At 73.8% G+C, this 22,584-nt stretch carries 17 protein-coding genes; 9 read left to right on the plus strand and 8 right to left on the minus strand.

Annotated features, from left to right (window positions below; genetic code table 11):
* Window positions 1-85: 85 nt before the first annotated feature.
* On the minus strand, window positions 86-1,198 hold the full coding sequence (locus tag DEI86_RS10900; protein ID WP_111049533.1) for a PDZ domain-containing protein: 1,113 nt from the start codon (window positions 1,196-1,198) through the stop codon (window positions 86-88).
* Between the two features lie 135 nt (window positions 1,199-1,333).
* Here DEI86_RS10900 and DEI86_RS10905 point away from each other — a divergent pair, with 135 nt between their 5' ends.
* Both DEI86_RS10905 and DEI86_RS16560 read left to right on the plus strand, forming a co-directional pair.
* Window positions 1,334-2,695: a zinc-dependent metalloprotease gene (locus DEI86_RS10905; protein ID WP_111036484.1), complete on the plus strand. Its 1,362-nt coding sequence runs from the start codon at window positions 1,334-1,336 to the stop codon at window positions 2,693-2,695.
* Between the two features lie 81 nt (window positions 2,696-2,776).
* Window positions 2,777-3,739: a hypothetical protein gene (locus DEI86_RS16560; RefSeq protein WP_181439761.1), complete on the plus strand. Its 963-nt coding sequence runs from the start codon at window positions 2,777-2,779 to the stop codon at window positions 3,737-3,739.
* On the opposite strand, the gene DEI86_RS10915 is transcribed toward DEI86_RS16560, so the two are convergent.
* Together DEI86_RS10915 and nudC are read right to left on the minus strand one after the other, a co-directional pair.
* Window positions 3,630-5,345, minus strand: a complete 1,716-nt coding sequence (locus DEI86_RS10915; protein ID WP_111049535.1) for an ATP-dependent helicase — start codon at window positions 5,343-5,345, stop codon at window positions 3,630-3,632. The genes DEI86_RS16560 and DEI86_RS10915 overlap by 110 nt on opposite strands.
* Before the next feature lie 71 nt (window positions 5,346-5,416).
* Window positions 5,417-6,352, minus strand: coding sequence for an NAD(+) diphosphatase (gene nudC, locus DEI86_RS10920; RefSeq protein WP_111049592.1), 936 nt, complete (start codon window positions 6,350-6,352; stop codon window positions 5,417-5,419).
* A gap of 146 nt (window positions 6,353-6,498) precedes the next feature.
* On the opposite strand from nudC, the gene DEI86_RS10925 reads away from it, so the two are divergent.
* The gene (locus DEI86_RS10925; RefSeq protein WP_111071253.1) at window positions 6,499-7,500 is read left to right on the plus strand and encodes a phosphotransferase; all 1,002 of its coding nucleotides are present in this window, start codon (window positions 6,499-6,501) and stop codon (window positions 7,498-7,500) included.
* Window positions 7,501-7,503: 3 nt separating this feature from the next.
* Here the strand turns inward: DEI86_RS10925 and DEI86_RS10930 are convergent, their stop codons facing one another.
* Together DEI86_RS10930 and DEI86_RS10935 are read right to left on the minus strand one after the other, a co-directional pair.
* A complete protein-coding gene (locus tag DEI86_RS10930) occupies window positions 7,504-10,794 on the minus strand; it encodes an ATP-dependent DNA helicase (RefSeq protein ID WP_258376524.1) in 3,291 nt (1,096 codons plus the stop codon).
* Complete coding sequence (locus DEI86_RS10935) at window positions 10,791-13,994, minus strand: UrvD/REP family ATP-dependent DNA helicase (protein ID WP_111049536.1); 3,204 nt, start codon at window positions 13,992-13,994, stop codon at window positions 10,791-10,793. The genes DEI86_RS10930 and DEI86_RS10935 overlap by 4 nt, the downstream gene beginning before the upstream one ends.
* A 103-nt stretch (window positions 13,995-14,097) precedes the next feature.
* Between DEI86_RS10935 and DEI86_RS10940 the strand changes: the two genes are divergently transcribed.
* Window positions 14,098-14,322, plus strand: coding sequence for a DUF3107 domain-containing protein (locus tag DEI86_RS10940; RefSeq protein WP_111010909.1), 225 nt, complete (start codon window positions 14,098-14,100; stop codon window positions 14,320-14,322).
* A gap of 13 nt (window positions 14,323-14,335) precedes the next feature.
* Complete coding sequence (locus tag DEI86_RS10945; RefSeq protein WP_111010840.1) at window positions 14,336-14,638, plus strand: hypothetical protein; 303 nt, start codon at window positions 14,336-14,338, stop codon at window positions 14,636-14,638.
* 101 nt (window positions 14,639-14,739) lie between these two features.
* Here DEI86_RS10945 and DEI86_RS10950 read toward each other — a convergent pair whose 3' ends face one another.
* A complete protein-coding gene (locus DEI86_RS10950; RefSeq protein WP_258368670.1) occupies window positions 14,740-15,453 on the minus strand; it encodes a ferritin-like domain-containing protein in 714 nt (237 codons plus the stop codon).
* A 119-nt stretch (window positions 15,454-15,572) separates the two neighbouring features.
* On the opposite strand from DEI86_RS10950, the gene DEI86_RS10955 reads away from it, so the two are divergent.
* A complete protein-coding gene (locus DEI86_RS10955; RefSeq protein ID WP_111049537.1) occupies window positions 15,573-17,129 on the plus strand; it encodes a DEAD/DEAH box helicase in 1,557 nt (518 codons plus the stop codon).
* Window positions 17,130-17,217: 88 nt separating this feature from the next.
* Here the strand turns inward: DEI86_RS10955 and DEI86_RS10960 are convergent, their stop codons facing one another.
* Complete coding sequence (locus tag DEI86_RS10960; protein WP_111010843.1) at window positions 17,218-18,093, minus strand: PHP domain-containing protein; 876 nt, start codon at window positions 18,091-18,093, stop codon at window positions 17,218-17,220.
* A 93-nt stretch (window positions 18,094-18,186) separates the two neighbouring features.
* Between DEI86_RS10960 and DEI86_RS10965 the strand changes: the two genes are divergently transcribed.
* Both DEI86_RS10965 and DEI86_RS10970 read left to right on the plus strand, forming a co-directional pair.
* Window positions 18,187-19,665, plus strand: coding sequence for an aminopeptidase P family protein (locus tag DEI86_RS10965; protein ID WP_181439762.1), 1,479 nt, complete (start codon window positions 18,187-18,189; stop codon window positions 19,663-19,665).
* A gap of 30 nt (window positions 19,666-19,695) precedes the next feature.
* Entirely contained in the window at window positions 19,696-20,181 is a 486-nt protein-coding gene (locus DEI86_RS10970) for a GNAT family N-acetyltransferase (protein ID WP_111049539.1), read from the plus strand.
* 42 nt (window positions 20,182-20,223) lie between these two features.
* On the opposite strand, the gene DEI86_RS10975 is transcribed toward DEI86_RS10970, so the two are convergent.
* A complete protein-coding gene (locus tag DEI86_RS10975; RefSeq protein ID WP_111049540.1) occupies window positions 20,224-21,165 on the minus strand; it encodes a general stress protein in 942 nt (313 codons plus the stop codon).
* Window positions 21,166-21,233: 68 nt separating this feature from the next.
* Between DEI86_RS10975 and DEI86_RS10980 the strand changes: the two genes are divergently transcribed.
* Window positions 21,234-22,562 carry a magnesium transporter MgtE N-terminal domain-containing protein gene (locus DEI86_RS10980; RefSeq protein ID WP_111010847.1) on the plus strand — a complete coding sequence of 443 codons (1,329 nt, stop codon included), beginning with the start codon at window positions 21,234-21,236 and terminating at the stop codon, window positions 22,560-22,562.
* The last annotated feature ends 22 nt before the right edge of the window (window positions 22,563-22,584 follow it).

Consider the following 22,584-nt stretch of genomic DNA (forward strand, 5'->3'; position numbering starts at 1 on the left):
CACGCTGGGCGGAGCGCAGGCTGTGGAGCGTCGGTGGAACCGCCCGGAGCCGCCCCGGCGTGCCATGGACGGCGGCAGACCCCGGTCAGGATCCGCAGCGCGCCAGGTGGGCGGTGCTCGCGCCGCTCCGGACGACGGACAGGTCGTGCACGGCCTGCCGGAGCGTCGACACCGCGTAGACGTCGAGCCCGTCGGGGACGTGTCCGGCGACCTCGTCGCAGTTGCTCTCCGGGGCCAGGAACACCGTCGCGCCCGCCGAGCGCGCACCGTAGAGCTTCTGCCGGATCCCGCCGATGGCACCGACGTCGCCGTCGACGTCGATCGTGCCCGTCCCGGCCACGTGGGCTCCGCCGTTGAGGTGCCCGGGCGTCAGCTTGTCGATGGTCCCGAGCGCGAACATCATGCCGGCGCTCGGGCCACCGACGTCCTGCAGGCGGATCTTCACCGAGAACGGGAAGTCGTAGTGCTGGCTGACGCCGATGCCCAGGAGCACCGCACCGTCGGAGGCCTTCGGTGTGATCGAGACGGTCCGGGTGGCGCCGTCGCGACGGACCACGAGGGTGGCGGCCTTCCCGGCGCCGTTCGCGGTCACGCGCGCGCGGAGGGTGCTGGCGTCGCTGTCGTGCGTCAACGACCTCCCGTTGATCGACTCGATGACGTCGCCCTCGCGCAGGACGCCGTCGGCCGCCGACCGGGGTTCGACCGCCGAGACGGTGAGCGTGGAGCCGACCGTGAACCCCTGGTGGACGAGGGCCGCCGCGACCGCCGCCTGCTGGGAGTCCGCCATGTCGGCGGCGTCCTGCTGGTTCACCTGCTCGGTCGTCTCGCCGGTCGGGTAGATCGCCTCGGCGGGGACGACGGCCTCGGACTTCGTGAACAGCGCACGGATGACGCTGAGCCACGACGGGCGTTCGGTCTGGGTGCCCTCGACGCTCACGGTGAGCATGTCGAGGGCGCCCGCCGTGGGGTAGGTCGGGTGTCCCGACACCTGGATGAGCTGCACCCGCTTCGGCTTCGCCGCGGTGCCCTGCTGTTGCGTGCCGATGGTGTTGAACACCGGGCCCGGCAGTTCGATGACGTACGGGCTCGGCAGCACGGTGGCGAGGAGGGCGAGGACGACCGCGGCGACGACGAGCACCCAGCCGACGGTGCGAGCGCGGGAACGCGGGCGGGCAGGAGCCGGGGCGAAGAGGGTCAACGAGGTCCTTCCGACGGGCCGGTGCTCCGCGCGTCCCGGTCACGGGAGCGCGTGTTCGCCCACGGCGCAGCGCGAACGGGCGTCCGAGGGGCACGTCCCAGGTCCGGGTGCAGGGCAGCGGTTAGCGTAGTGCGCATGGCTGATGATCCGCAGCGGCAACCGGACGACGAGTTCCAGGAGATGCTGCGCCGCCTCCTCTCCGGCGGTGCCGACATCGATCCGTCCCAGCTCGCGGGCGCCGCGGGGCTCCCGAACGACCCGGCCTTCGTCGCCCGGCTGATGGGGCAGTTGCAGGACGCCGTCCGGGGCGGCGGCGACGGCATCGACTTCTCGGCTGCCACGGAGCGCGCGGTCGCGATCGCTCGCGAGGGCGGCCAGGGCGTCGACCCGGCGACGAGCGCCGCGTTGACGCAGGCGTTCCAGGTCGCCGCACTGTGGCTGGACGACGTCACCTCGGTCGCCGAGCTCACCGCGGCGCCGCGCCTCATGACGCGCGAGCAGTGGGCGTCCGCGACGATGCCGGTCTGGAGCCAGATCGCCGAGCCCGTCGCGACGAGCATCGCCGACGCCCTCACCGAGGTCATCGACCAGCAGGCGCCCGAGGAGCTCCGGAGCATGCTCAGCGGTGCCGGTCGCATCATGCGGAGCGTCGGCGGCGCCCTGTTCGCGGTGCAGCTCGGACAGGTCGTCGGGCAGCTCGCGACCGAGGTCGTGTCCGGCGGCGACGTCGGGGTCCCGCTCCTCGACGACCAGCAGGCCGCCCTGGTGCCGCAGAACGTCGCCGCCTTCGCCGAGGGCCTCGACGTCCCCGTCGACGAGGTCCGGATCTACCTGGCGGTCCGCGAGCTCGCGCACGCGCGCCTGTTCCGCTCGGCGCGGTGGCTGCGCCTCCACCTCATCTCCTCGATCACCGAGTTCGCACGTGGCATCCACGTCGACACCTCCGCGATCGAGGAACTCGCGAGCGGCTTCGATCCCTCGAACGCCGAGGAGTTGCGCGACGCCCTGTCGAGCGGCGCCCTCATCCCCCCGCGGACGCCCGAGCAGGACCAGGCGCTCGCGCGACTCGAGACCATGCTCGCGCTGATCGAGGGCTGGGTCGACGTCGTCACCGCGGCGGCGACCACGCGCCTGCCCCGGTCGGCCGCCATCGCCGAGATGGTGCGTCGCCGTCGCGCCGCGGGCGGTCCCGCGGAGTCCGCGTTCGCCACGCTGGTCGGTCTCGAACTCCGGCCGCGGCGGCTACGCGAGGCCGCGGCGATGTGGCAGCGGGTCGTCGACGAGCTGGGCCCGGAGCAGCGCGACGCGCTCTGGTCGCACCCGGACCTCGTCCCGACGTCCGCGGACATCGACGACCCCGACGCGCTCGTCGCGCGGCTGCGGGACCCGGGCACGGCCTCCGACGACATCGACCGCGCGCTCGAGGACCTGCTCAACGACACGACGGACGACCGTCCGCACGAGTCGCCGGACGGCACGGCGCGCGACGACGACTAGCGCTCGTCCACAGGTCCCGGTTCTCCACAACTGACGGGAGGTCCGGGAACCGTCCGCCCCGGACCGGCGAGACTGCCGGACATGGGCATCCGCATCGATCCGTCGCTCGAGTTCGTCTGGCGCGACCTGCACACGGTGCAGATCGGGGTGGATCCGCCACGGGCTGTGGTCCCCGTCGCCTCCGTGGCGGAGGAGCGCTTCCTGACGTCCCTCCGGCGTGAGACGAGCCGTGAGGCCCTCCCCGCTCTCGCCGCCCAGGCCCGGTGCAGCCCGGCCGCGGCGGCCGGCGTGCTCGCGGCGGTCGCGCCCGTGCTGGTCGACCGGCCGGTCGCACGCCGACGGTGCGTCGAACTCCACGGATCCGGGCCGGTCGTCGACCTGCTGCAGGGGCACCTGCGCGGCGAGGGCGTGACGGTGGCCCAGCCCGATCCTCCAGCGGGGGAACCGCATGGACCGGCGACCCCGGAGGCCGACCTGGCTCTGGCGGTCGCGGACCACGTCCTCGATCCCGCCCTGCGGTCGGCGTGGCTGCTCCGCGACCTCCCGCAGCTCACCGTCGTCGTCGGCGACGGGCGCGTCCGGGTCGGCCCCGTCGTCGAGCCGGACCGCGGTCCGTGCCTGCACTGCGTCGAGCTCGCGCGGGTGGACGAGGACGATCACTGGCCCACGCTCGCGACACAACTGTGGGGGCGACGCGCCGCGCCGCTGTCACCCCACCGCGCGGCAGCGGTGGCCGCGATCGCGTGCCGCCTGGCGCTCGACCGGCTGGGCACCGGGACGGGCGCCGGACCGATCACGACCTCGGTCACCGACGGCGAGGGCGAGGGCGAGGGCGTCGGCGACGGCGACGGCGACGCGTCCGCTGACCGGGACGCCACCACCACCGGTCACGCGGCTGGCGTGCAGGTGTTCGTCGACCGCGAGACGCTCGCGGTCACGAGCCGGACGCTGCTGCCGCATCCACGGTGCGCGTGCCGAGCGCTGCCAGGAAACGACTCGGCTGACGGTCTCCTCCGCGCCCCGATCCCCGCCGCGCCCACGTGACCGTCAACGAGGCCCGCGCGCGCGTGACCCCGACGTAGAACAGGCGGCGCTCCTCGTCGACCTCGGCATCCGTCGTCGCGTACGAGATCGGCAAGAGGCCCTCCGACGCCCCGACGATCGTCACGTGCGGCCACTCGAGCCCCTTCGCCGAGTGGAGGGTGGAGAGCGTGACGGCCTCGACCTCGGGTTCGTGATGGGTCGCCTCGCGGTCGACGAGGTCCGCCGTGAAGCGCTGGAGGGTGGTGCCGGGCGCGGCCTGCTCAGCGAGGCCCATGATCGCCTGGAGCGCCTCCCACCGGTCGCGCACCGCACCCGCACCGGCGGCATCGGGCGGCGACGCGGCCCAGCCGAGGGACCGCAGGACGTCGGACACGGTCTTCGTCACCGGCTCGTCCGTGATGCTCATCGCCGCACCCCGGAGGAGCAGCACGGCCTGGCGCACCTCCGGCCGGTCGAAGAACCGTGGGCCGCCCTGCACGCGCGTCGGGACACCCGCGCGCCCGAGTGCCGCCTCGAGCGCCGCGGACTGCGCTCCGATGCGGAACAGCACGGCGCACTCCGACGGCCGCGCCCCGCCGGCGATGCGATCGGCGACGCGGCGGGCGACCTCGCGCGCCTCGGCCGCGTCGTCGGCGACCGGGACGACCTCCGGTGGGTGCCCCGGCTCGTCCGTGCGGGCCTCCAGGTCGAGCGCCCCCGGCTGCCCGCGCATGAGCGTGTTCGCGACGTGGACGACCTCGGTCGTCGACCGGTAGTTCCGCTCGAGGCGGACGACCGAGGCGCGGGGGAAGTCGGTGCCGAAACCGAGGAGGTACCGGCTCGACGCACCCGCGAACGAGTAGATCGTCTGCGAGGCGTCCCCGACGACGCACACGTCGTCGCGGTCACCGAGCCACGCTCGGAGCAGGTCGTGCTGCACCGGAGAGACGTCCTGGTACTCGTCGACGACGAAGAAGCGGTACTGCTGCCGGACGTACGACGCGACCCGCGGTTCCGACTCGACCATGCCGAGCGTCGCGAGCAGGACGTCCTCGAAGTCGAGCTGCCGACGATCGTCCTTGAGGTCCTCGTACGCGCGCATGAGGTCGACGACCCGGCGGGGCGTCGTCCCGGTCGGGATCGCGCGATCGGCCGCGGCGGCCTCGTACTCCTCGAGCGTCAGGCGTTGCACCTTCCGCCACTCGACCTCGGCGGCCAGGTCACGGAGGGCGGCGGTGTCCACACCCATGCCGATCGTGTCGGCCGCGTGCGCGATGAGGCGGCCCTTCGACTCGACGATGCGCGGCGCCGGACCCCCGATGGTGTCGGGCCAGAAGTAGCTCAGCTGGGACATGGCGGCCGCGTGGAAGGTGCGGGCCGCGACCTGACCGGCGCCGAGTGCTCGGAGGCGCGCGCGGAGCTCGCCGGCCGCGCGGGTCGTGAAGGTCAGCGCGAGCACGTGGCTCGGCGCGTACGTCCCCGTCGCCACGCCGTACGCGATGCGGTGTGTGATCGCACGGGTCTTGCCGGTCCCGGCACCCGCCAGGACGGCCACCGGTCCGAGCAGGCGCCGTGCGACGGTCCGTTGCTCCGGGTCGAGCGCCTCGAGCAGGCGTTCGGGGTCCATGGGCGATCTCCCCTCTCGTGCGGTTCGGTCCGGCTCGTCAGCGGGACGCCGGGACGCCGGGCCGATCGATGTCAGGGGACGTCGAGTTCGGCTCCGTACCAGTCCTCGATGATGGCGCGAGCGATCGAGGTCCGACCGGGCAGGTGGACCGAGCGTCCGGCGACCGCCGCGAGGTCCGCACGCGAGAACCAGCGGACGTCCATGATCTCGACACCATCGGGCCGGATCGTCGAGGCGTCCCCGCCCACGGCGCGAGCGCGGAACCCGAGCATGAGCGACGCGGGGAACGGCCACGGCTGGGATCCGAGGTAGACCGGGTCCTCCACGTGGACGCCCGACTCCTCGAAGACCTCGCGGCGCACGGCGTCCTCGAGGCTCTCGCCCGGTTCGACGAAGCCCGCGAGGAGCGAGTACCGGCCGGGCTCCCAGGCGGCGTTCGAGCCGAGCAGCAGGCGGTCCTCGCCGTCGGTGACCCCCACGATGATCGCCGGGTCCGTCCGGGGGAAGTGCTCATGGCCCTCCGGGTCGCGCCGCACCCACCCGCCCCGCTCGGTCGTCGTGGCGCTGCCGGTCCTCGGCGAGAACCCGTGCACCGCGTGCCAGTTCGCCATGGCCACGGCCTCGACCGCGATGCCGGAGTCACGGGCCGAGAGCTCGGTGCCGAACATCCGGAGGTTCTCCCACGCCGTGTCGTCCGGCTCGATGGCGGTGGCAGTGGCGTCGTCGACGAAGGCCGCGACGAACCGGGTACCGCGCGGTGCGTCCGGGGCGTCCGCGAGCGCGCGCCCCAGGTACAGCAGCGTGGTGCCCTCGGGGATCACGGCCGCGTCGACGAACCGCAGGACACCGTCCGGCTCCCGCAGCAACGCGGCGCGGCGGACGGGCAGGAACCGCGTCTCGGGGTCGGCTCGGAGCAGCCGCTCGAGGTCCGGTGTCTCCCGGTACTCGCCGTCGCGGTCGAGCTCGTTCCGGGCGAGCGGCAGACGATCGACGAACTCCTGCGACACGATGCGGTCCTCTCTGCGATGCGCCCGGGCGGACGCCGAGACGGTGGGACGCCAGGCGGGACCGCCGCTCGAGTGCGCGGCGATGATCGTCCGGGAGACAGCGTGGCGTCGGTTCGACACCAGGGCACCGACCTACCCTTGAGGACATGGCGGGTTCCCACTTCACTCTAGCGGCGTTGGCCACCACGGCCGTTCCGGGGCTCGTGGTCACCGGCACCCGGACGCTCGGTTCCGCGCAGGCCGGGGACTACGACTCGGCGGTCCTCCGTGACGCCGAGGGCGAGCAGCTCGTCATCCGACGTCCACGCAGCCAGCGAGCCGAGGGGCGCCAGTCGGCCGACCTCGTCGCCATCCGTGCGCTGAGCACCGGGATCCGGACGCGCCTCCCGTTCGCGGTGCCGGAGTACCGCGGACAGGCGCCCATCGGCCAGACCCGTGCGATCGTGACCACCTACGTGGACGGCACGCACGTCGACCTCGGCGCGCTCGTCGAGCAGCCCGATCTCGCGACCGCGCTGGGCGGCGCGATCGCCGCGGTCCACGCGCTCCCCACGAGCTTCGTGACGGACGCGGGACTGCCGTCGCTGACACCGTTCGAGATCCTCCGCTCGGCGGTGTCGGTGATGGACCGGGCCGTCGCCACCGGGCTCGTGCCGGCGGCGCTCACGGAACGGTGGGAGGGCGCCGCGCGCGACCAACAGCTGTGGCAGTTCACCCCGACGGTGGTGCACGGCGGTCTCGCCGCGGATCGGGTGCTCGTCGTGGGCGACCACGTCAGCGGCGTCCTCGGCTGGGGCGAGCTCCGGCTGGGCGACCCGGCACGAGATCTCGCCTGGGTCCTCAGCGCACGGAACGCGTCCGCCTTCGAGACGGTCATGCACGCCTACACGGCCGGCGGCGGCGCCCGGGACCGGCAGGTGCCGCAACGGGCGCGGCTCTACCACGAGCTCGAGACCGCCCAGTGGCTCCTGCACGGCGTCCAGGTGAAGAGCACCGAGGTCGTGGACGACGCGGTCGCGATGATGCACCGCCTCGTCGACGTGGTGCACTCGCCCCTCGCCCAGCCGCTCCAGGCCGCGTCGCCGGACACGATGGAGATCACCGAGGTGGAGCAGCTGCTGTCGTCGACGGAGCGTCGGCACGCCTGACGATCAGTCGATCGCACGCACCCACGCGCGCTCCAGACCGGCTCGGTCGAGCAGTTCCGCTGGACGCACCTCGAGGTCGTCCGCGACGAAGTAGAAGACCGCGTCGACGTCCTCGACCGGCCGTCCGGTGAACTCCGCGTACGCCACGCGGTAGAGCGCGAGTTGGAGCTGCCGCCGCTCCAGGTCCTCGGCCCCGGACGGCGCGCGCCCCGTCTTCCAGTCGACGATCTCGATCCGCCCGTCGATCTCGTACACGGCGTCGAGCTTGCACACGACGCTGTGCCCCAGGAACGGGATGTGGATCTCGCGCTCCACCTCGACCGGGGTGCGGTCGGCCCAGCGGGACCGTGCGAACGTGGCCTGGAACTCGGCGAGCCGCCGGGCGTCGTCGTCGGAGGGGGCAGCGGCCGTGCCGCCGTGCTCGTCGACGTCGGCGTCGAGCTCGCCGTCCCAGGCGTCGAGGGTCTCGAGCGACCCCGACGGCCGGGCCCGGCGCTCGATCCACTGGTGGAACAGGGTCCCGAGGCGGGTCGCCCGGTAGGGCCGCTCCGGCATCGGGCGACGGAGCCGCTCCGCGACCGCGGCGGGTTCGGTCAGGTAGTCCTTGAACCCCGAGGCCGGGATCCGGTGGGGCACGGTCACGACGTGACGGTCGCGGTGAGCGGCGCGTCGCTCGGCGAGCAGGAGGTCGAGGTCGGCCGCGTACCGTCCGGCGGCACCCGGGTGTGCTGCCCGCACCCGGTCGGCGGCCGCCAGGACACGCGCGCCCCGCTCGCCGAACGGCAGGTGGGGCCACGGCATGGTCGCGCCGGAGTCGGCGAGCGGGTTCTCGTCGAACTCGGTTCCCGCCGGGATCGCGTCCGGATCCAGGACACCGGCGGCGACGAGGTCGGCGAGGTAGCGACTCGGCTCCGTCGGGCGCACGCCGGTCCCCCAGTATGAGCCGGTCACGAGCAGCGCCTGCCGTGCGCGGGTCAGCGCCACGTAGGTGAGCCGGCGCTCCTCGTCGAGATTGCTGCGCCCGACGGCCTCCTTGAAGGTCGCGATCGCGTCCGCGACGGCCTTCTGGGTCTCGGCACCCCGCCAGGCGAGATGCGGGAGCTCGTCGGCGTCGCCGCGGAACTCGTACGGCAGCCGCCCGAAGCCGAGCCAGCCGGTCGAGCCCTCCTGCGGACGGGCCGGCAGCGCGCCCTCCACCATCCGCGGGACCGCGACGGCGTCCCACTCGAGCCCCTTCGCCCCGTGGATGGTCAGGATCTGGACGGTGCCGGGTTCCGGCTCCTCGCTCCGCGGCCCCATGTCGTCGCGGCGCGCGGCCGCGTCGAGCCAGCCGATGAACGAGCCGAGATCGGCTCGGTCGTCCGTCGCCACGAACCCGGCGAGTTCGTCGAGGAAGGCGTCGAGGTGGTCGGACGCGCCCTGCTCGTGCGCCGCGACCTCGACGTCGAGCCGCATCTCCTGCACCACGAGCGTGACGAAGTCGACCAGGTCACCGCCGGCGCGGGCGCGGAGCGCCGAGAGGGCGGCACCGAGCGCCCGCATCCGGAGTCGCCCCTCGGCGCTGATGTCGGCGGTCGCCCCGTGCTCGTCGGGTGCGGTCGCGACGAAGTCGAGGGCGTCGACGAGCGACCCGTGCTCGCCCGCCGCGACCGAGCCCCGGAACGCGTCCGCGACCGCGGGGTCGAGACGCGCGTGCGTGTGGTCGCGCTCGAACAGCCACCGGCCGACGCGCTGCAGGGCGACGACGTCGGCGGGACCGATGCGCCAGCGTGCGCCCGTGAGCAGGCGGATGAGCTCGTTGCCGGCGGACGGGTCGTGCAGCACCCGCAGGCAGGCCACGAGGTCGACGATCTCCGGCCGCTGGAGCAGGCCGCCGGTGCCGAGCACGCGGTAGGGCACCTCGCGGTGGCCCAGCGCCGCGGTGAAGGCCGCGAGGTCCTTCCGGGCCCGGAGCAGCAGTGCCATCGACGTGCCGGGTCGCGCCGCCCGCCGGGCGGCGAACCAGTCAGCGACCGCAGCGGCTTCCTCCGGCAGGGTCTCGGGGAACCGTGCCTCGACCGTGCCGACCTCCGCACCCGGTCGGGGGCGGAGTTCCTCGACGCGGACGCGCGCGGCCTCGGTGAGCGGCGCCACGAGGGCGTTCGCCCCGACGAGCACCGACGCGGGGTTCCGCCAGCTCGTCGAGAGCGCGTACGTCCTGGGCGACGGGTCGTCCGCGCCGAAGTCCCGGGGGAACCGTGCGAGGTTGGCCGCGCTCGCCCCGCGGAACCCGTAGATGGACTGGTGCGGGTCACCCACAGCCATGACGGGGTGCCCGCGGAACAGCCGCGCGAGGAACCGCGTCTGGACGACCGACGTGTCCTGGTACTCGTCCAGGAGCACGACCCGGTAGCGGGCGCGCAGGTCGTCCGCGACGCGCGGTGCCGCCTCGGCCGCGGCGAGGGCGAGGGCGATCTGGTCGGAGAACTCGACGAAGCCCCGCTCGGTCTTCTGGCGTCGGAACGTCTCGACCAGGTCCACCAGCGGCGCGAGTCCGCCGACGGCCGGCACCGTCCCGACCAGCGCGGCCGACGGCTTGCCCCGGGTTGCGGGGAGCTCGAGCAGCGCGGTGAACTGCTCCGCGAAGCGACGGAGCCGGTCCGGGTCGACCAGGTGCTCGCTCATCGCGCCGTTGAGGGCGACGAGCGCCGCGGTGACGGTGTCGACGTTCCGGCCCAGACCCGCCAGGCGGTCGTCCTGCGCGGCGACCACGACGCGTCGCGCGAGCTGCCAGGCCGACGGCTCCGTGAGGACCTGCGACTCGCCGTCACGCCCGACGAGCAGGGCGTTCTCGCGGAACACCGCGTTCGCGAAGGCGTTGTAGGTGGAGACCGTCGGGGCCTCGAAGGCGTCGGCGGGCTCGATCAGCCCGGCGCCCTCGAGCGCGGCGATCCGGTCGTTGATCCGCACGCCGAGCTCACCGGCGGCCTTGCGGGTGAAGGTCAGGCCGAGCACCTCGTCCGGGCGCACCGCGCCGTTCGCGAGCAGCCACACGACCCGGGAGGCCATGGTCTCGGTCTTCCCGCTCCCCGCGCCCGCCACGACGAGCGCCGGCGCGAGCGGCGACTCGATCACGGCGCGCTGCTGGTCGGTGGGGCGAGGCCGCCCGAGGGCGTCGGCGATCGCGTCCGCCGAGTACCGCGCCGCGGGGCGGGCCGCCGCGTGCATCGCAGCCGACGGGGCCGCCGCGTCCGCCGATGCCGTCGGCGCGACCTCGGCGTGCCGGTCCTGCTCCGCGGCGGGGGCGCCCGTCACCAGGTGACCTCCCCGACGACGTGGATCCGGCACTCGACACCGGTCCGGGCGCGCTCGCAGTGGTCGTCGACGTGGGCGACGAACACGCGTCCGGCCATGCCCTCGGCGACCGTGTGCAGGCGCTGCCGGTAGGACGCGCGGGCGTCGTCGTCGAACGCGGGCTGGATCCGTTCCGTGAACGCGTGCCCGCCCTGCCCGCTCGCGACGAACACGAGCCGTGCGTCCGACACGGGGACGTCGGCCGGGAGGCCCTCCACCGCCCCGTCGGCGAGCGCGAGCTGGTACGCACCCAGCTGTGCGTGCTCCGGCATGGCGGACTTGCCCGGCATCGTCGTCCCCGTCTTCAGGTCGACGACGCTGACGGTGCCGTCGGGCGCTTCCTCGATCCGGTCGATGCTGCCGCGGAGGCGAGCGGGGCCGGTCACCAGCACGAACGACGCCTCGGCACCGAGGACGCGTCGGTCGGCGGCGGCAGCCGTGCGGAGATAGTCGCTGAGACCCTCGATCATCCGCCGCGTCCGAGCGCGTTCCCGCTCGGCGATCCAGTCGGACTCGAACACGAGCTCGGACCACCGGTCCTCGACGCGGCGCCAGAGCGACTCGACGTCGACGTCGGTCGCGTGCTCCATGGCGTCGTGGACGATCGTCCCGATGCCCATGGCCGGGCTCGGTGCGCCACCGCCGAAGGACTGGGCGAACCAGTGCAGCGGGCACTCCTCGAAGGTCCCGATGCGCGACGGCGACACAGCGACGGTCGGGGGCACGGCCGCCCCGCCGTCCTCCGGCACCACCGGTTCCGCCGTCAGGTCGACGAGGGGTCGGTCGGTGCTCGGCTCGGCGATGCCGTACCACTCGTCCGGATCGGCCCCGGGGACGCCCTCCGCCGCCAGGCGTGCCAGGGCCGATGCCGCTTCCGGATCGCCGGTGGTCACGACCCGTCGGCGCAGGGACCCGGCCATGCCCCGGAGCGAGAGCGGGTGGGGGTTCGGCGTGCGGTCGGGTGGCACCGGGACGAGCCGGAGGAAGGGGCTCGGAGCCTCGTCGTCGTTGGCGATGCTGCCGAGCACCACCTGGGTCGTCGCGCGGGACACCGCCCTGGCGAACAGCCGCAGCTCGTCGGCGACCACGGCGGCGCGCTCGTCGGTCGGTGTGCGCTCGATCCCGGCGGCGGCCCGGACGAGGCCGTCGGGGTCGAGCAGGCTGCCACGGACGCGGGTGTTCGGCCACACGCCGTCCTGGAGTCCGAGCACCACCACGACGTCGCACTCCACCCCGATGGTCGCGAGCGGCGTCACCACGCGGACCCGGCCGGCGGTCCGGTCGGGTCCGATCGTGTCCTCGGGCAGGTCGGCGCCGAGCAGGTCGTCCACGAACACACGCGCCGGGGCGTCCGGTGTGCGTTCGACGAACCGCTTCGCCGCCGTGAACAGACCGACCACCGCGTCGAGATGCCGGTCCGCCTCGGCCGCGCCGACACCGCCGGCGGCCGACTGCCCGCCCCACGTGCGGGCGAGTCCGCTGCGCTCCCACAGCCCCCAGAGCAGTTCCTCGATGCTGGCGCCCCCGGCGGCATCGCGGCGCGCCCGCTCGAGGCTCGCCGCGAGGCGTCCGGCTCGGCGCGCGAAGCCCGCGTCGATCGTCGTGAAGCGGTCCGGGCCGGAGAGCGCCTCGACCAGCAGGTCGTCCGCCGGGCGCGTGCCCCCGGCGGCGAGCTCCTCGCGGCGCAGGGCGAGCCGCAGCCGCCGTACCGCGAGGGCGTCGAGGCCGCCCAGCGGCCCGGACACGAACGCGGTGGCGAGGGCGGGGTCGAGCGCGCGGACCCCGAGGGCGACCGCCGCCGCGTCGATGAGCGCCCGAGCGGCGACGTCGTCCCGCGGGCGCGCCGGAGCACTCGCGGCGGTGGCGGGGACCTCGGCAACGGCCAGGGCGCGGACGAGGTCCGGCACGGCTGCCCCGCTCCGCGTGACGACGACCATGCGCTCCCACGGCACGCCGTCGAACAGGTGGTGTTCCCGCAACCGACGGGCGACGGCGGCCACGAGGCCGGCGCGGCTCGGGGCCTCCAGGTGCACCACGGCGTCGGCCCGGTCGTCCGCACCCGCGGCGGCCGCCACCCGCTGCCGCCCCGCGGCCGCCGCACCGATCCGGGCGGTGACGGCGCTCACGAGCGCCCGGATCGCGGGCGGGTGTCGGTGGACGGTGGCGAGCACGACCTCGTGCACGGCCGGCACGCCGAGCCGGACCGCCAGGCGACCGAGCACGTCGGGCTCGGCGCCGCGGAACGCGCTCGAGGCGATGTCCGGATCGCCGAAGGCGACGATCCGCACGCCCCGTCGGGCGAGCGCACCGAGGAACGCGACCTCGCCCTCCACGAGTTCCTGGGCGTCGTCGACGAGGACGTGGCGGAGCGCGGCGACCGCGGGCGGCACCTCGCCCCGCGCCACGGCCGCGGTGGCGAACGCCACGAGTTCCGCCGCGTCGAGCGCGGTCTCGCGGTACGCCGTGACCGCCGCGCGGTACTCGTCGACGAGGTCCCCGACGGCCGCCCACTCCGGGCGCCCGTGGTCGCCTGCGAGCTCGCGCATGTCGCCGGGCTCGATCCCGGCGGCGACCGTGCGCATCATGACGTCGCGCAGCGCGGTCCGGAAGCCGGCACGTTCGCGGACGGCAGGGGTGATCGGATCGGGCCAGGCCGGGCCGGTGCCGTCGACGGCGTGCCCGGCGATGAGGTCGGCGAGGACCGCGTCCTGTTCCCCACCGGTCAGCAGCGTCGGGGCCTCCTGCCCGACGAGCGCTGCGGCGTGCGTGACGACCTGGAAGGCGAGCGAGTTCACGGTCCGGGCGAGCGCGCCGGGCACCACGCGGTCCGCGGCCGCCGCCAGGCGGTCCCGCAGGGCGGTGGCGGCCGGACGCGACGACGTCAGGGTCAGGACGCTCGTGTACCCGTCGGCGCTGACACCGCCGGGCTCGGACAGCAGGTGGGCGACGAGCTGCGCGAGCACCGTGGTCTTGCCCGTGCCCGGTGCACCGATCACGGCGGCGCACGTGTCGTGCGGCAGCGCGAGCACGGACCGTTGCGCGGGGTCCAGGAGGACCGGAGCGACGACCACCGCGGCACTCGCCCGCCCGCGGCCGGTCAGCCCGGCGTCGCGCAGGACGGCACGGCGGGGCGCACTGGTCGTCGAGGTCGCGGTCGGCACGCCGTCACGCTACCGAGGGCCGCCGACACCACCGGGACGGCGCGCATGTGCGCTGTGGGTGAACGCCGGAGCCCGCCCCTGGGCCCTCGGATACGCTGTGCTCGTGGACATCAAGATCGGCATCACCAACAGCCCGCGTGAGATCGCCTTCGAGACCAAGCAGACGGCCGCCGACATCGAGCAGGCCGTGTCGGCCGCGCTCTCCTCGGGCGCCACGCACCTGTCGCTCCAGGACGACAAGGGCCGACGGTTCATCGTCCCGGTCGCGTCCCTCGCGTACGTCGAGGTCGGCTCCGAGGAGTCGCGCCGCATCGGTTTCGTCGCCTGACCCCTCGGTCCACATGGAACTCCTCTTCGCGGTGCTCGGCGGGATCCTGACCGGCCTGTTCGCGCAGATCGTCGTGCCGTGGCACGTGACGCGGGGCGTGTTCCTCGCCCCCGCCGTGGGCGGGGCCGTCGCGGCCGTGCTGTGGGAGGCCCTCACCTGGGCCGGGTGGTCGTACGGCGAACCCTGGATCTGGGTGGTCACGCTCGTGGTCGCCGGCGTCGTCGCGCTGGTGACGGCGTGGTCGGTCGGGCGCCGGCGGGAGCGCGCGGACGCCGCGTTCTTCGAGCGCCTCCGCACCGTCGGTACCGCTTCCTGACGCATCGGCCGGGAGGCCCGGGCGGCCGGGAGCACCACGGTCCGGAGCGGAGACCCGGACCGGGTCCGGGATCCGCACCGGGTCCGGTCACCCGGTTCGGCTCAGGCGGTCAACCCGAGGGCGTCCATCCGCCGGGTGTGGGCCGCGATGAGCTCGGTGAACACCGGCTCGAGGCGCTCCTCGTCCTCACGGGCGTGCGAGGCGAGCGCCGACCGCGCCACGAGCAGCGTGTCACCGACGAGGCGCCGCCCCCACATGGCGAGGCGCGAGGCCACGAGCGGGTCGCGGGCGATGTCCGCCGTCAGTTCCTCGACGACCGCAGGCTCCTCGCGTGCGTCAAACACCCCACGCAAGCGGTTCCGGACGTCCGTCGGCAGCGACCGGGCGAGGTTCGCGAACAGGTCGTTGAGGATCCCGGCCGTCACGTAACCGGTGAGGATCGACTCCGCCCAGTCCGCACCGGCCGTCCGTCTGAGGAACGCGTCGATGGCCTCGCGGTGGGGCTCCATGAGTTCCGCCGGCTCGTGTCCGGACCGTTCGATCTCGGCCACGATGGCGCGGTGCCGATCGAGCGCGGTCGTGGCGAGCACGCCCGTGACGAGGCGCCCCGACATGGTCGGCGCCGAGGCACCGGCGCGCCCCATGGCCTCGTACAACGACAGCTGCAGGTACGCGGCCTGGCCCAGGTAGACGGTCAGTTCGGGCGAGACGTCGTCGAGTTGGAGCCGCTCGACGGACGCGGCCGCGCGGGGGTTCCGCGACGCCAGCCAGCTCGCCGCGAGACGCGCGCGTCTCCGGTTCCACCACGACACCACCGGACCAGCATAGGGGCCGCGCGCGAGCCCCATCCCCAGTCCGCCAGCGTCCCGAACTGCGGAAATGCGCAGAACGGTAGACTGAGCGGACTCCCCGACAACGAACAGGGTTGAACTCTTTGACTTTCTCAGATCTCGACATCGAGCAGGACATCGTCGACGCGCTCGCGGCCAAGGGCATCACGGAGCCCTTCCCGATCCAGCAGCAGACGATCCCGCTCGCACTCACCGGCCAGGACATCATCGGCCAGGCCAAGACCGGAACGGGCAAGACGCTCGGCTTCGGCCTCCCCCTCATCCAACGGCTCGGGCACGACCCCGAGCCGGGCGTCAAGGCGCTCGTCGTCGTCCCGACCCGCGAGCTCGCCGTCCAGGTGTTCGAGGACCTCGAGCTCGCCGCGTCGAACCGTCCGGTCAAGCTGGCCGCGATCTACGGCGGCAAGGCGTACGAGGGCCAGATCGAACAGCTCAAGGACGGCGCGCAGATCGTCGTCGGCACGCCGGGTCGCCTCATCGACCTCCATCGGCAGCGGGTGCTCGACCTCGGCCACGTGCAGGAGATCGTCCTCGACGAGGCCGACAAGATGCTCGACCTCGGGTTCCTGTCGGACATCGAGCGCATCTTCCAGTCGGTCCCGGCGGTGCGCCACACCATGCTGTTCTCGGCGACCATGCCGGCCCCGATCGTGGCGCTGGCCCGGCGGTTCATGTCGAAGCCGATCCACATCCGCGCTTCCGACCCGGACGAGGGCCTGACCCAGGCGAACATCAAGCACGTCATCTACCGGGCGCACGCGCTCGACAAGGACGAGGTGATCGCCCGGATCCTCCAGGCCGACGGGCGCGGCAAGACCGTCGTCTTCACGCGGACCAAGCGCGCCGCGGCCCGGCTGATGGAGGAGCTCCAGGACCGCGGGTTCAACGCCGCGGCGGTGCACGGCGACCTGAACCAGGAACAGCGGGAGCGCGCGATGGCCGCGTTCAAGGCCGGCAAGCGGGACGTGCTCATCGCCACCGACGTGGCAGCGCGCGGCATCGACGTCGACGACGTGACCCACGTCATCAACCACACGATCCCGGACGACCCGGACACCTACCTGCACCGGGCCGGGCGGACCGGCCGCGCGGGCAAGACCGGCATCGCGGTGACGTTCGTCGACTGGGACGACCTCCACAAGTGGTCGCTCATCAACAAGGCGCTCGACTTCGGGCAGCCGGAGCCGACCGAGACCTACTCGTCCAGTCCGCACCTGTACACCGACCTCGACATCCCGGCCGGCACCAAGGGCCGTCTGCCCGGTTCGTCCCCGCACGCGGCCGCGCCGGCCAAGCAGCGGTCCGAGGGCGGCCGCTCCGAGGGCGGCCGATCCGAGGGCGGCCGGTCCGAGGGCGGCCGGTCCGGGTCCGGGTCCCGCTCGCGCACCCGGTCGGGAGGCCCGACCACGACGAGTGCGCCCGCCGCGGGCTCCGACGCGGTCGGCGCGGAGCCGGAGGCGGCGGAGACCGCCGCCGGCACGACCGGTCCCGAGGGCAGCTCCCCGCGGCGTCGGCGTCGCCGCCGCCGTGGTGGCAGTGGTCAGGCCGGGTCGACGGCCGCCGATGCGGCGGCCACCGGCGGCCAGTCCGCGGGGTCCGCGGCGAGTTCGTCCGCGGCGAGCGGTCCGGCTGCCGAGTAGTCTGCACACGGTGGTCGTCCCGGCGACGACCACCGTGACGGGTCCCGTCGACGCGCGTCCAGCCTCCCGGCCGGACGCGCTTCGCTCGTCAGACGGTGAGTCGGGATCCCTCGCCGACGACCGGTTCGGAACCGGTCGCGGACGCGACGATGGTCCGGAACGCGCGCTCGGCGGTGCGGTGCTCACCGAGCCGGTTCGGCTTGCCGGTGCCGTGGTAGTCACTCGAGCCGGTCACGAACAGCCCGTAGCGGTCCGCCCAGTCGAGCAGGACGCGCTTGCCGTGCGTCAGGTTCTCGCGGTGGTCGACCTCGAGCCCGCCGAGTCCGGCCTCGACGAGGTCCTCGAGCGCTCGCTCGTCGAGCACGATCCCCCGGGTCGACGCCGCCGGGTGCGCGATCACGGGGACCCCGCCCGCGGCACGGATGAGCTCGACGCCGGCCAGCGGCGACGGCGCCTCGTGGGGCTCGTAGTAGCCCGCGGCGGGGTGCAGGATGCCGCGGAACGCCGCGCTGCGGTCGGCCTCGAGCCCGGCGGCCACGAGTGCGTCCGCGATGTGGGGTCGGCCGATCGTGGCACCCGGGCTCGCCTGCGCGATGACGTCCTGCCACGACACCGGGTGGTCGCGGGCGATCCGCTCGACCATGCGCATCGCACGATCGACGCGCCCCTCGCGGATCCGCTGCGTCTCGGCGACGAGTCCGGGGTGGGTGGGATCGACGAGGTACCCGAGGACGTGCACGCTCCGGTAGCCGATCCGCGTGCTCAGTTCGAGCCCGGGCAGGAGCGTCATCGGGAGCGTCCGGGCCGTTGCGATGGCCTCGTCCCACCCGGCCGTGGTGTCGTGGTCCGTCAGCGCCAACGCGTCGAGGCCCGCGGACGATGCCGCACGCACCAGGTCGGCAGGCCGCTCGGTGCCGTCCGAGACGCTCGAGTGCGTGTGCAGGTCGATGAAGGGATCGGGCACCCGGCCATGCTAGCCGTGGACTCCCCGGTGCCCCCGCGATCGACGCCCACGGCGCCCGGGTCGGTGCACGACGCATGGTGGGATGATGTGAGCATGGCCGAGCCGACTCCCCGCGCGACGAGCAACCGATCGACGACCCCCGGGTCCTCGACCTTCAAGGACCACATCGCGTCCAACTGGGCGGAACACGACCGCGCACTGCCCGACGCACGCGAGCAGGCATCGTTCGCTGCGGAGCGCCGGGCACGGCTCTCGGCGCTGCACCCGGGCCGGACCCTCGTGGTCCCCGCCGGCCAGGCGAAGGTGCGCTCGAACGACTGCGACTACCCGTTCCGACCGCACTCCGCGTTCGCCCACCTGACGGGCTGGGGCACGGACGCGGTCGTCGGGTCGGTCCTCGTCCTGACGCCGAGGGCAGACGGCCACGACGCGACCCTGTACTTCCGTGCGAGTGCGGGCCGGGACTCCGAGGAGTTCTACGCGAACCCCGAGATCGGCGAGTTCTGGGTCGGACCGCGCCCGTCACTCGAGGCGGTCGCGGCGGACCTCGGCATCGCGACGCGCGATCTCGGCGCATTCGCCGACGTGGCGGACCGGCTCGACACCCACGCGCTCCTCGTCCGTGACGCCGACCCCGCGTTCACCGAGGCGCTCGACGGCCGGCTCGGGGTCGCGGTGGGCGGGATCGACACCACGAGCGACACGCCCGCGACGGACGACGTGCTCGCCCGCGACCTCAGCGAGATGCGTCTCGTCAAGGACCCGTACGAGGTGAACGAGCTGCGTCGTGCCGTCACCGCGACCAAGCACGGGTTCGACGACGTCATCGCGGACTTCGACACGGTCCTGGCACACCCCCGCGGCGAGCGCATCGTCGAGGGCACGTTCAACCGTCGCGCCCGGGCGGACGGCAACACCGTCGGGTACGACACCATCGCCGCGGCGGGCTCCCACGCCTGCATCCTGCACTGGACCCGGAACGACGGCGCCGTCGCGCCGGGCGACCTCATCCTCATCGACGCCGGGGTCGAGGTCGAGAGCCTCTACACAGCCGACATCACGCGGACGTTGCCGGTCTCCGGACGCTTCACGGAGGTGCAGCGCCTGGTCTACGACGCGGTGCTCGAAGCCGCGGACGCCGCGTTCGCCATCGTGCGCCCGGGCATCACCTTCCGCGACGTCCACGCGACCGCCATGCGCGTCATCGCCGAGCGGACCGCCGAGTGGGGTTTCCTCCCGGTGAGCGCCGAGGAGTCCCTGCGCCCGGAGGCCCAGTACCACCGCCGCTACATGGTGCACGGCACGAGCCACCACCTGGGGCTCGACGTGCACGACTGCGCGAAGGCCCGTCGCGAGCTCTACCTCGACGGCACGGTCGAGGCCGGCATGGTGTTCACGATCGAGCCGGGCCTGTACTTCCAGGAGGACGACCTGACCGTCCCCGAGGAGTTCCGCGGCATCGGCGTCCGCATCGAGGACGACATCCTGGTCACCGAGGACGGCGCGGAGAACCTGTCCGTCGGCATCCCCCGCACCGCCTCGGACGTCGAGGCCTGGGTCGCGAGCCGCTGAGCCCAGAGGTCGACCGGTACCCTGCTGCCCGTGAGCACCCCCGAGACGCCCCCGTTCACGATCGCCCCGGAGCACTTCGACGCCCCTGACGCCGTTCGCCTGCGCGCCGCCCAGCGCATCGAGATCGACGGCACGTACGGGCGCGACACCGAACCCGGCGAGAAGCCCACGGCCGAGTCCATCGCGGTGTTCTTCGTCGCCCGCGACACCCACGGCGCGCCGCTCGGCTGCGGCGGACTGCGGGTGGTCGAGGACGGCGTCGTCGAGATCAAGCGCATGTACGTGCGGTCCGAGGCGCGCGGCACGGGGGTCGCCGCGGCGCTCCTCGCCCAGCTCGAGGTCGCCGCACGGGCCCTGGGGGCTCCGGCGCTCGTCCTCGAGACCGGGACGGAGCAGCGTCGGGCGATCCACTTCTACGAGCGCGAGGGCTTCACCCGCATCGCGAACTTCGGCCCGTACGTCGGCGCTCCGTTGTCGGTCTGCTACGCCAAGGTGCTGACGGCCCCCGAGGCGTGACCGACTGACCCGCGTGCGGCTGGCCCCGCGCCGTCCACGTGCTCAGTCGGCCTGGTCGTCCCGCCGGCCGCCCTGGTGACGGCGGTCCTCGGCGCCCTCGTGGTCGCCCGAGTCGTCGGATGCCGGCCGCGCGGGCGTCGGCGTCGGCGTCGGGCTGACCCGTTCCCCGTAGCGCGGCGGCTCGTCCGCCGGTGCCTGCGGGCCCGGCTGGCCGGGGCGGGCCTCCTGTCCGGACGGCCGCTCGGCCCGGACGGCGCCCGGTTGCCCCTGCTGCCCGTACGGCGGCTGCTGCTGTCCGGACGGCTGCTGCTGTCCGGACGGCTGCTGCTGCCCGTACGGCGGCTGCTGCTGCCCGTACGGCGGCTGCTGCTGCCCGTACGGCGGCTGCTGCTGCCCGTACGGCGGCTGCTGCTGCCCGTACGGAGCCTGGCCGTGCCCACCCTGGGGCGGTCGGCCGGGGTACTGCGGCCCGCCGAACTGCTGGGGCCCCGCCGCCCAACCGCCCTGCTGCTGACCGAGCAGCTGCCGGGCCCGCATCGTGAGCTGGGGGTCGACGATGATCTGGTAGTTCATGGCGAGGACCTGGTGCACGCTCGTGAAGTCACGCTGCCGCCGCGTCACCGAGAAGCTCACGACCCCGTAGAGCATGCCGAACGCGGCGCCGATGAGCGCGGCGGCCCAGAACGACCCGCCCGGCGCTCCGGAGAACAGCGTCAGCACGATCCCGAAGAAGAACCCGAGCCACAACCCGCTGAGTGCACCGGCGAGCGCCGCGCGTCCGTAGGTCAGCTTGCCCGTGACCCGCTCGACGGTCTTGAGGTCGTTGCCGACGATCGACACCTGTCGGACGGGGAAGTCCGCCGCGGCGAGCTGGGCCACGACGCGCTGGGCCTCGGGGTACGTCTGGTACGTGCCCAGGACGTCGCCGCGCGGTGGGGTGGGGAACGCGGCGCCGGGACGACCGAACGGGCTCTGAGTACTCACACAGGGCATCTTCCACCAGCACCCTTGGCGCCCGACGTGAACCAGGTGCGAGCGACTACGCTGGACGGGTGAGCGCCACGAAGGTCTTCGTCGCCCGCCTGGCCGGGTGCTCCGTCTTCGACCCCGCGGGCGATCGTGTGGGCCGCGTCCGTGACGTCCTCGTCGTCTACCGCCGGGCGGATCCGCCCCGGGTGGTCGGGCTCATCGTCGAGGTCCCCGGCAAGCGCCGCATCTTCGTCTCGATCGGCCGGATCACCTCGATCGGCGCCGGACAGGTCATCACGACCGGGCTCGTCAACATGCGTCGCTTCGAGCAGCGCGGGGGCGAGGTCCGGGTCATCGCCGAGATGCTCGGTCGCCGGGTGCTCGTGACGCGGGATCGCGTCCGCGCCACGATCGAGGACGTCGCGATCGAGGACCGCGGCCAGGGTGACTGGGAGGTCGCGCAGCTCTTCCTCCGCAAGCCGAAGACGACCCCTTCGCCGTTCGGCAAGGGCCCGACGACGTTCGCGTCCTGGAACGAGGTCACCGAGGAGGACACGCTCCCCGGCGAGTCCCAGTCGGCCGAGCACGTCATCGCCGCCTACTCCGACCTGCTGCCGGCCGACCTCGCCTCGACACTGCTCGATCTCCCCGCCGAGCGCCGACTCGAGGTCGCGGGCGAACTCCCCGACGACCGTCTCGCCGACGTGCTCGAGGAGATGCCGGACCAGGAGCAGATCGCCATCCTCTCGGGCCTCGAGGACGCCCGCGCGGCCGACGTACTCGACCAGATGCAGCCGGACGACGCGGCGGACGTCCTCGCGCAGATGCCGGACGAGCGGAGCGAGGCCCTGCTCGAGCTCATGGAGCCGGAAGAGGCCTCCGATGTCCGCATGCTCCTCGAGTACGCGCCGGACACCGCCGGCGGGCTCATGACGACGGAGCCGGTGATCGTCTCGGCCGACGCGACCGTCGCCGAGGGTCTGGCACTCATCCGCCGACACGAGCTCGCTCCCGCGCTCGGCGCCGCGGTGTGCGTCACCCTGCCGCCGTACGAGCCGCCCACCGGACGGTTCCTCGGCTTCGTCCACTTCCAGCGCATGCTGCGCTACCCGCCGAACGAGCGCCTCGGCACGCTCGTCGACACCCAGCTCGAGCCCGTCCGCGTCGACGCCAGCGCGGCCGAGGTCACGCGGATCATGGCCACCTACAACCTCGTGTCCGTCCCGGTCGTCGACGACGCCCACCGTCTCGTCGGGGTGGTGACGATCGACGACGTCCTCGACCACGTCCTGCCGGATGACTGGCGAAGTCAGGACGGGCCCTCCGGCCCGGCCTCCAGACCACGGCAACGCACGCGCAGGACCCCGGTGACAGCCGGAAGGAGGACCACAGGTGGCACGAGCACGAGATGACGACCGTCGCCGCACCGACCGC

Origin of the sequence: Curtobacterium sp. MCBD17_028, from assembly GCF_003234875.1 — a bacterium.
Classification (GTDB): Bacteria; Actinomycetota; Actinomycetes; order Actinomycetales; family Microbacteriaceae; genus Curtobacterium.

Coding starts and splice junctions, on each gene's coding strand:
- DEI86_RS10945 (WP_111010840.1), top strand. CDS start 14,336: ATGGAACTCCTCTTCGCGGTGCTCGGCGGGATCCTGACCGGCCTGTTC.
- DEI86_RS10915 (WP_111049535.1), bottom strand. CDS start 5,345: ATGGACCCCGAACGCCTGCTCGAGGCGCTCGACCCGGAGCAACGGACC.
- DEI86_RS10905 (WP_111036484.1), top strand. CDS start 1,334: ATGGCTGATGATCCGCAGCGGCAACCGGACGACGAGTTCCAGGAGATG.
- DEI86_RS10925 (WP_111071253.1), top strand. CDS start 6,499: ATGGCGGGTTCCCACTTCACTCTAGCGGCGTTGGCCACCACGGCCGTT.
- DEI86_RS10965 (WP_181439762.1), top strand. CDS start 18,187: ATGGCCGAGCCGACTCCCCGCGCGACGAGCAACCGATCGACGACCCCC.
- DEI86_RS16560 (WP_181439761.1), top strand. CDS start 2,777: ATGGGCATCCGCATCGATCCGTCGCTCGAGTTCGTCTGGCGCGACCTG.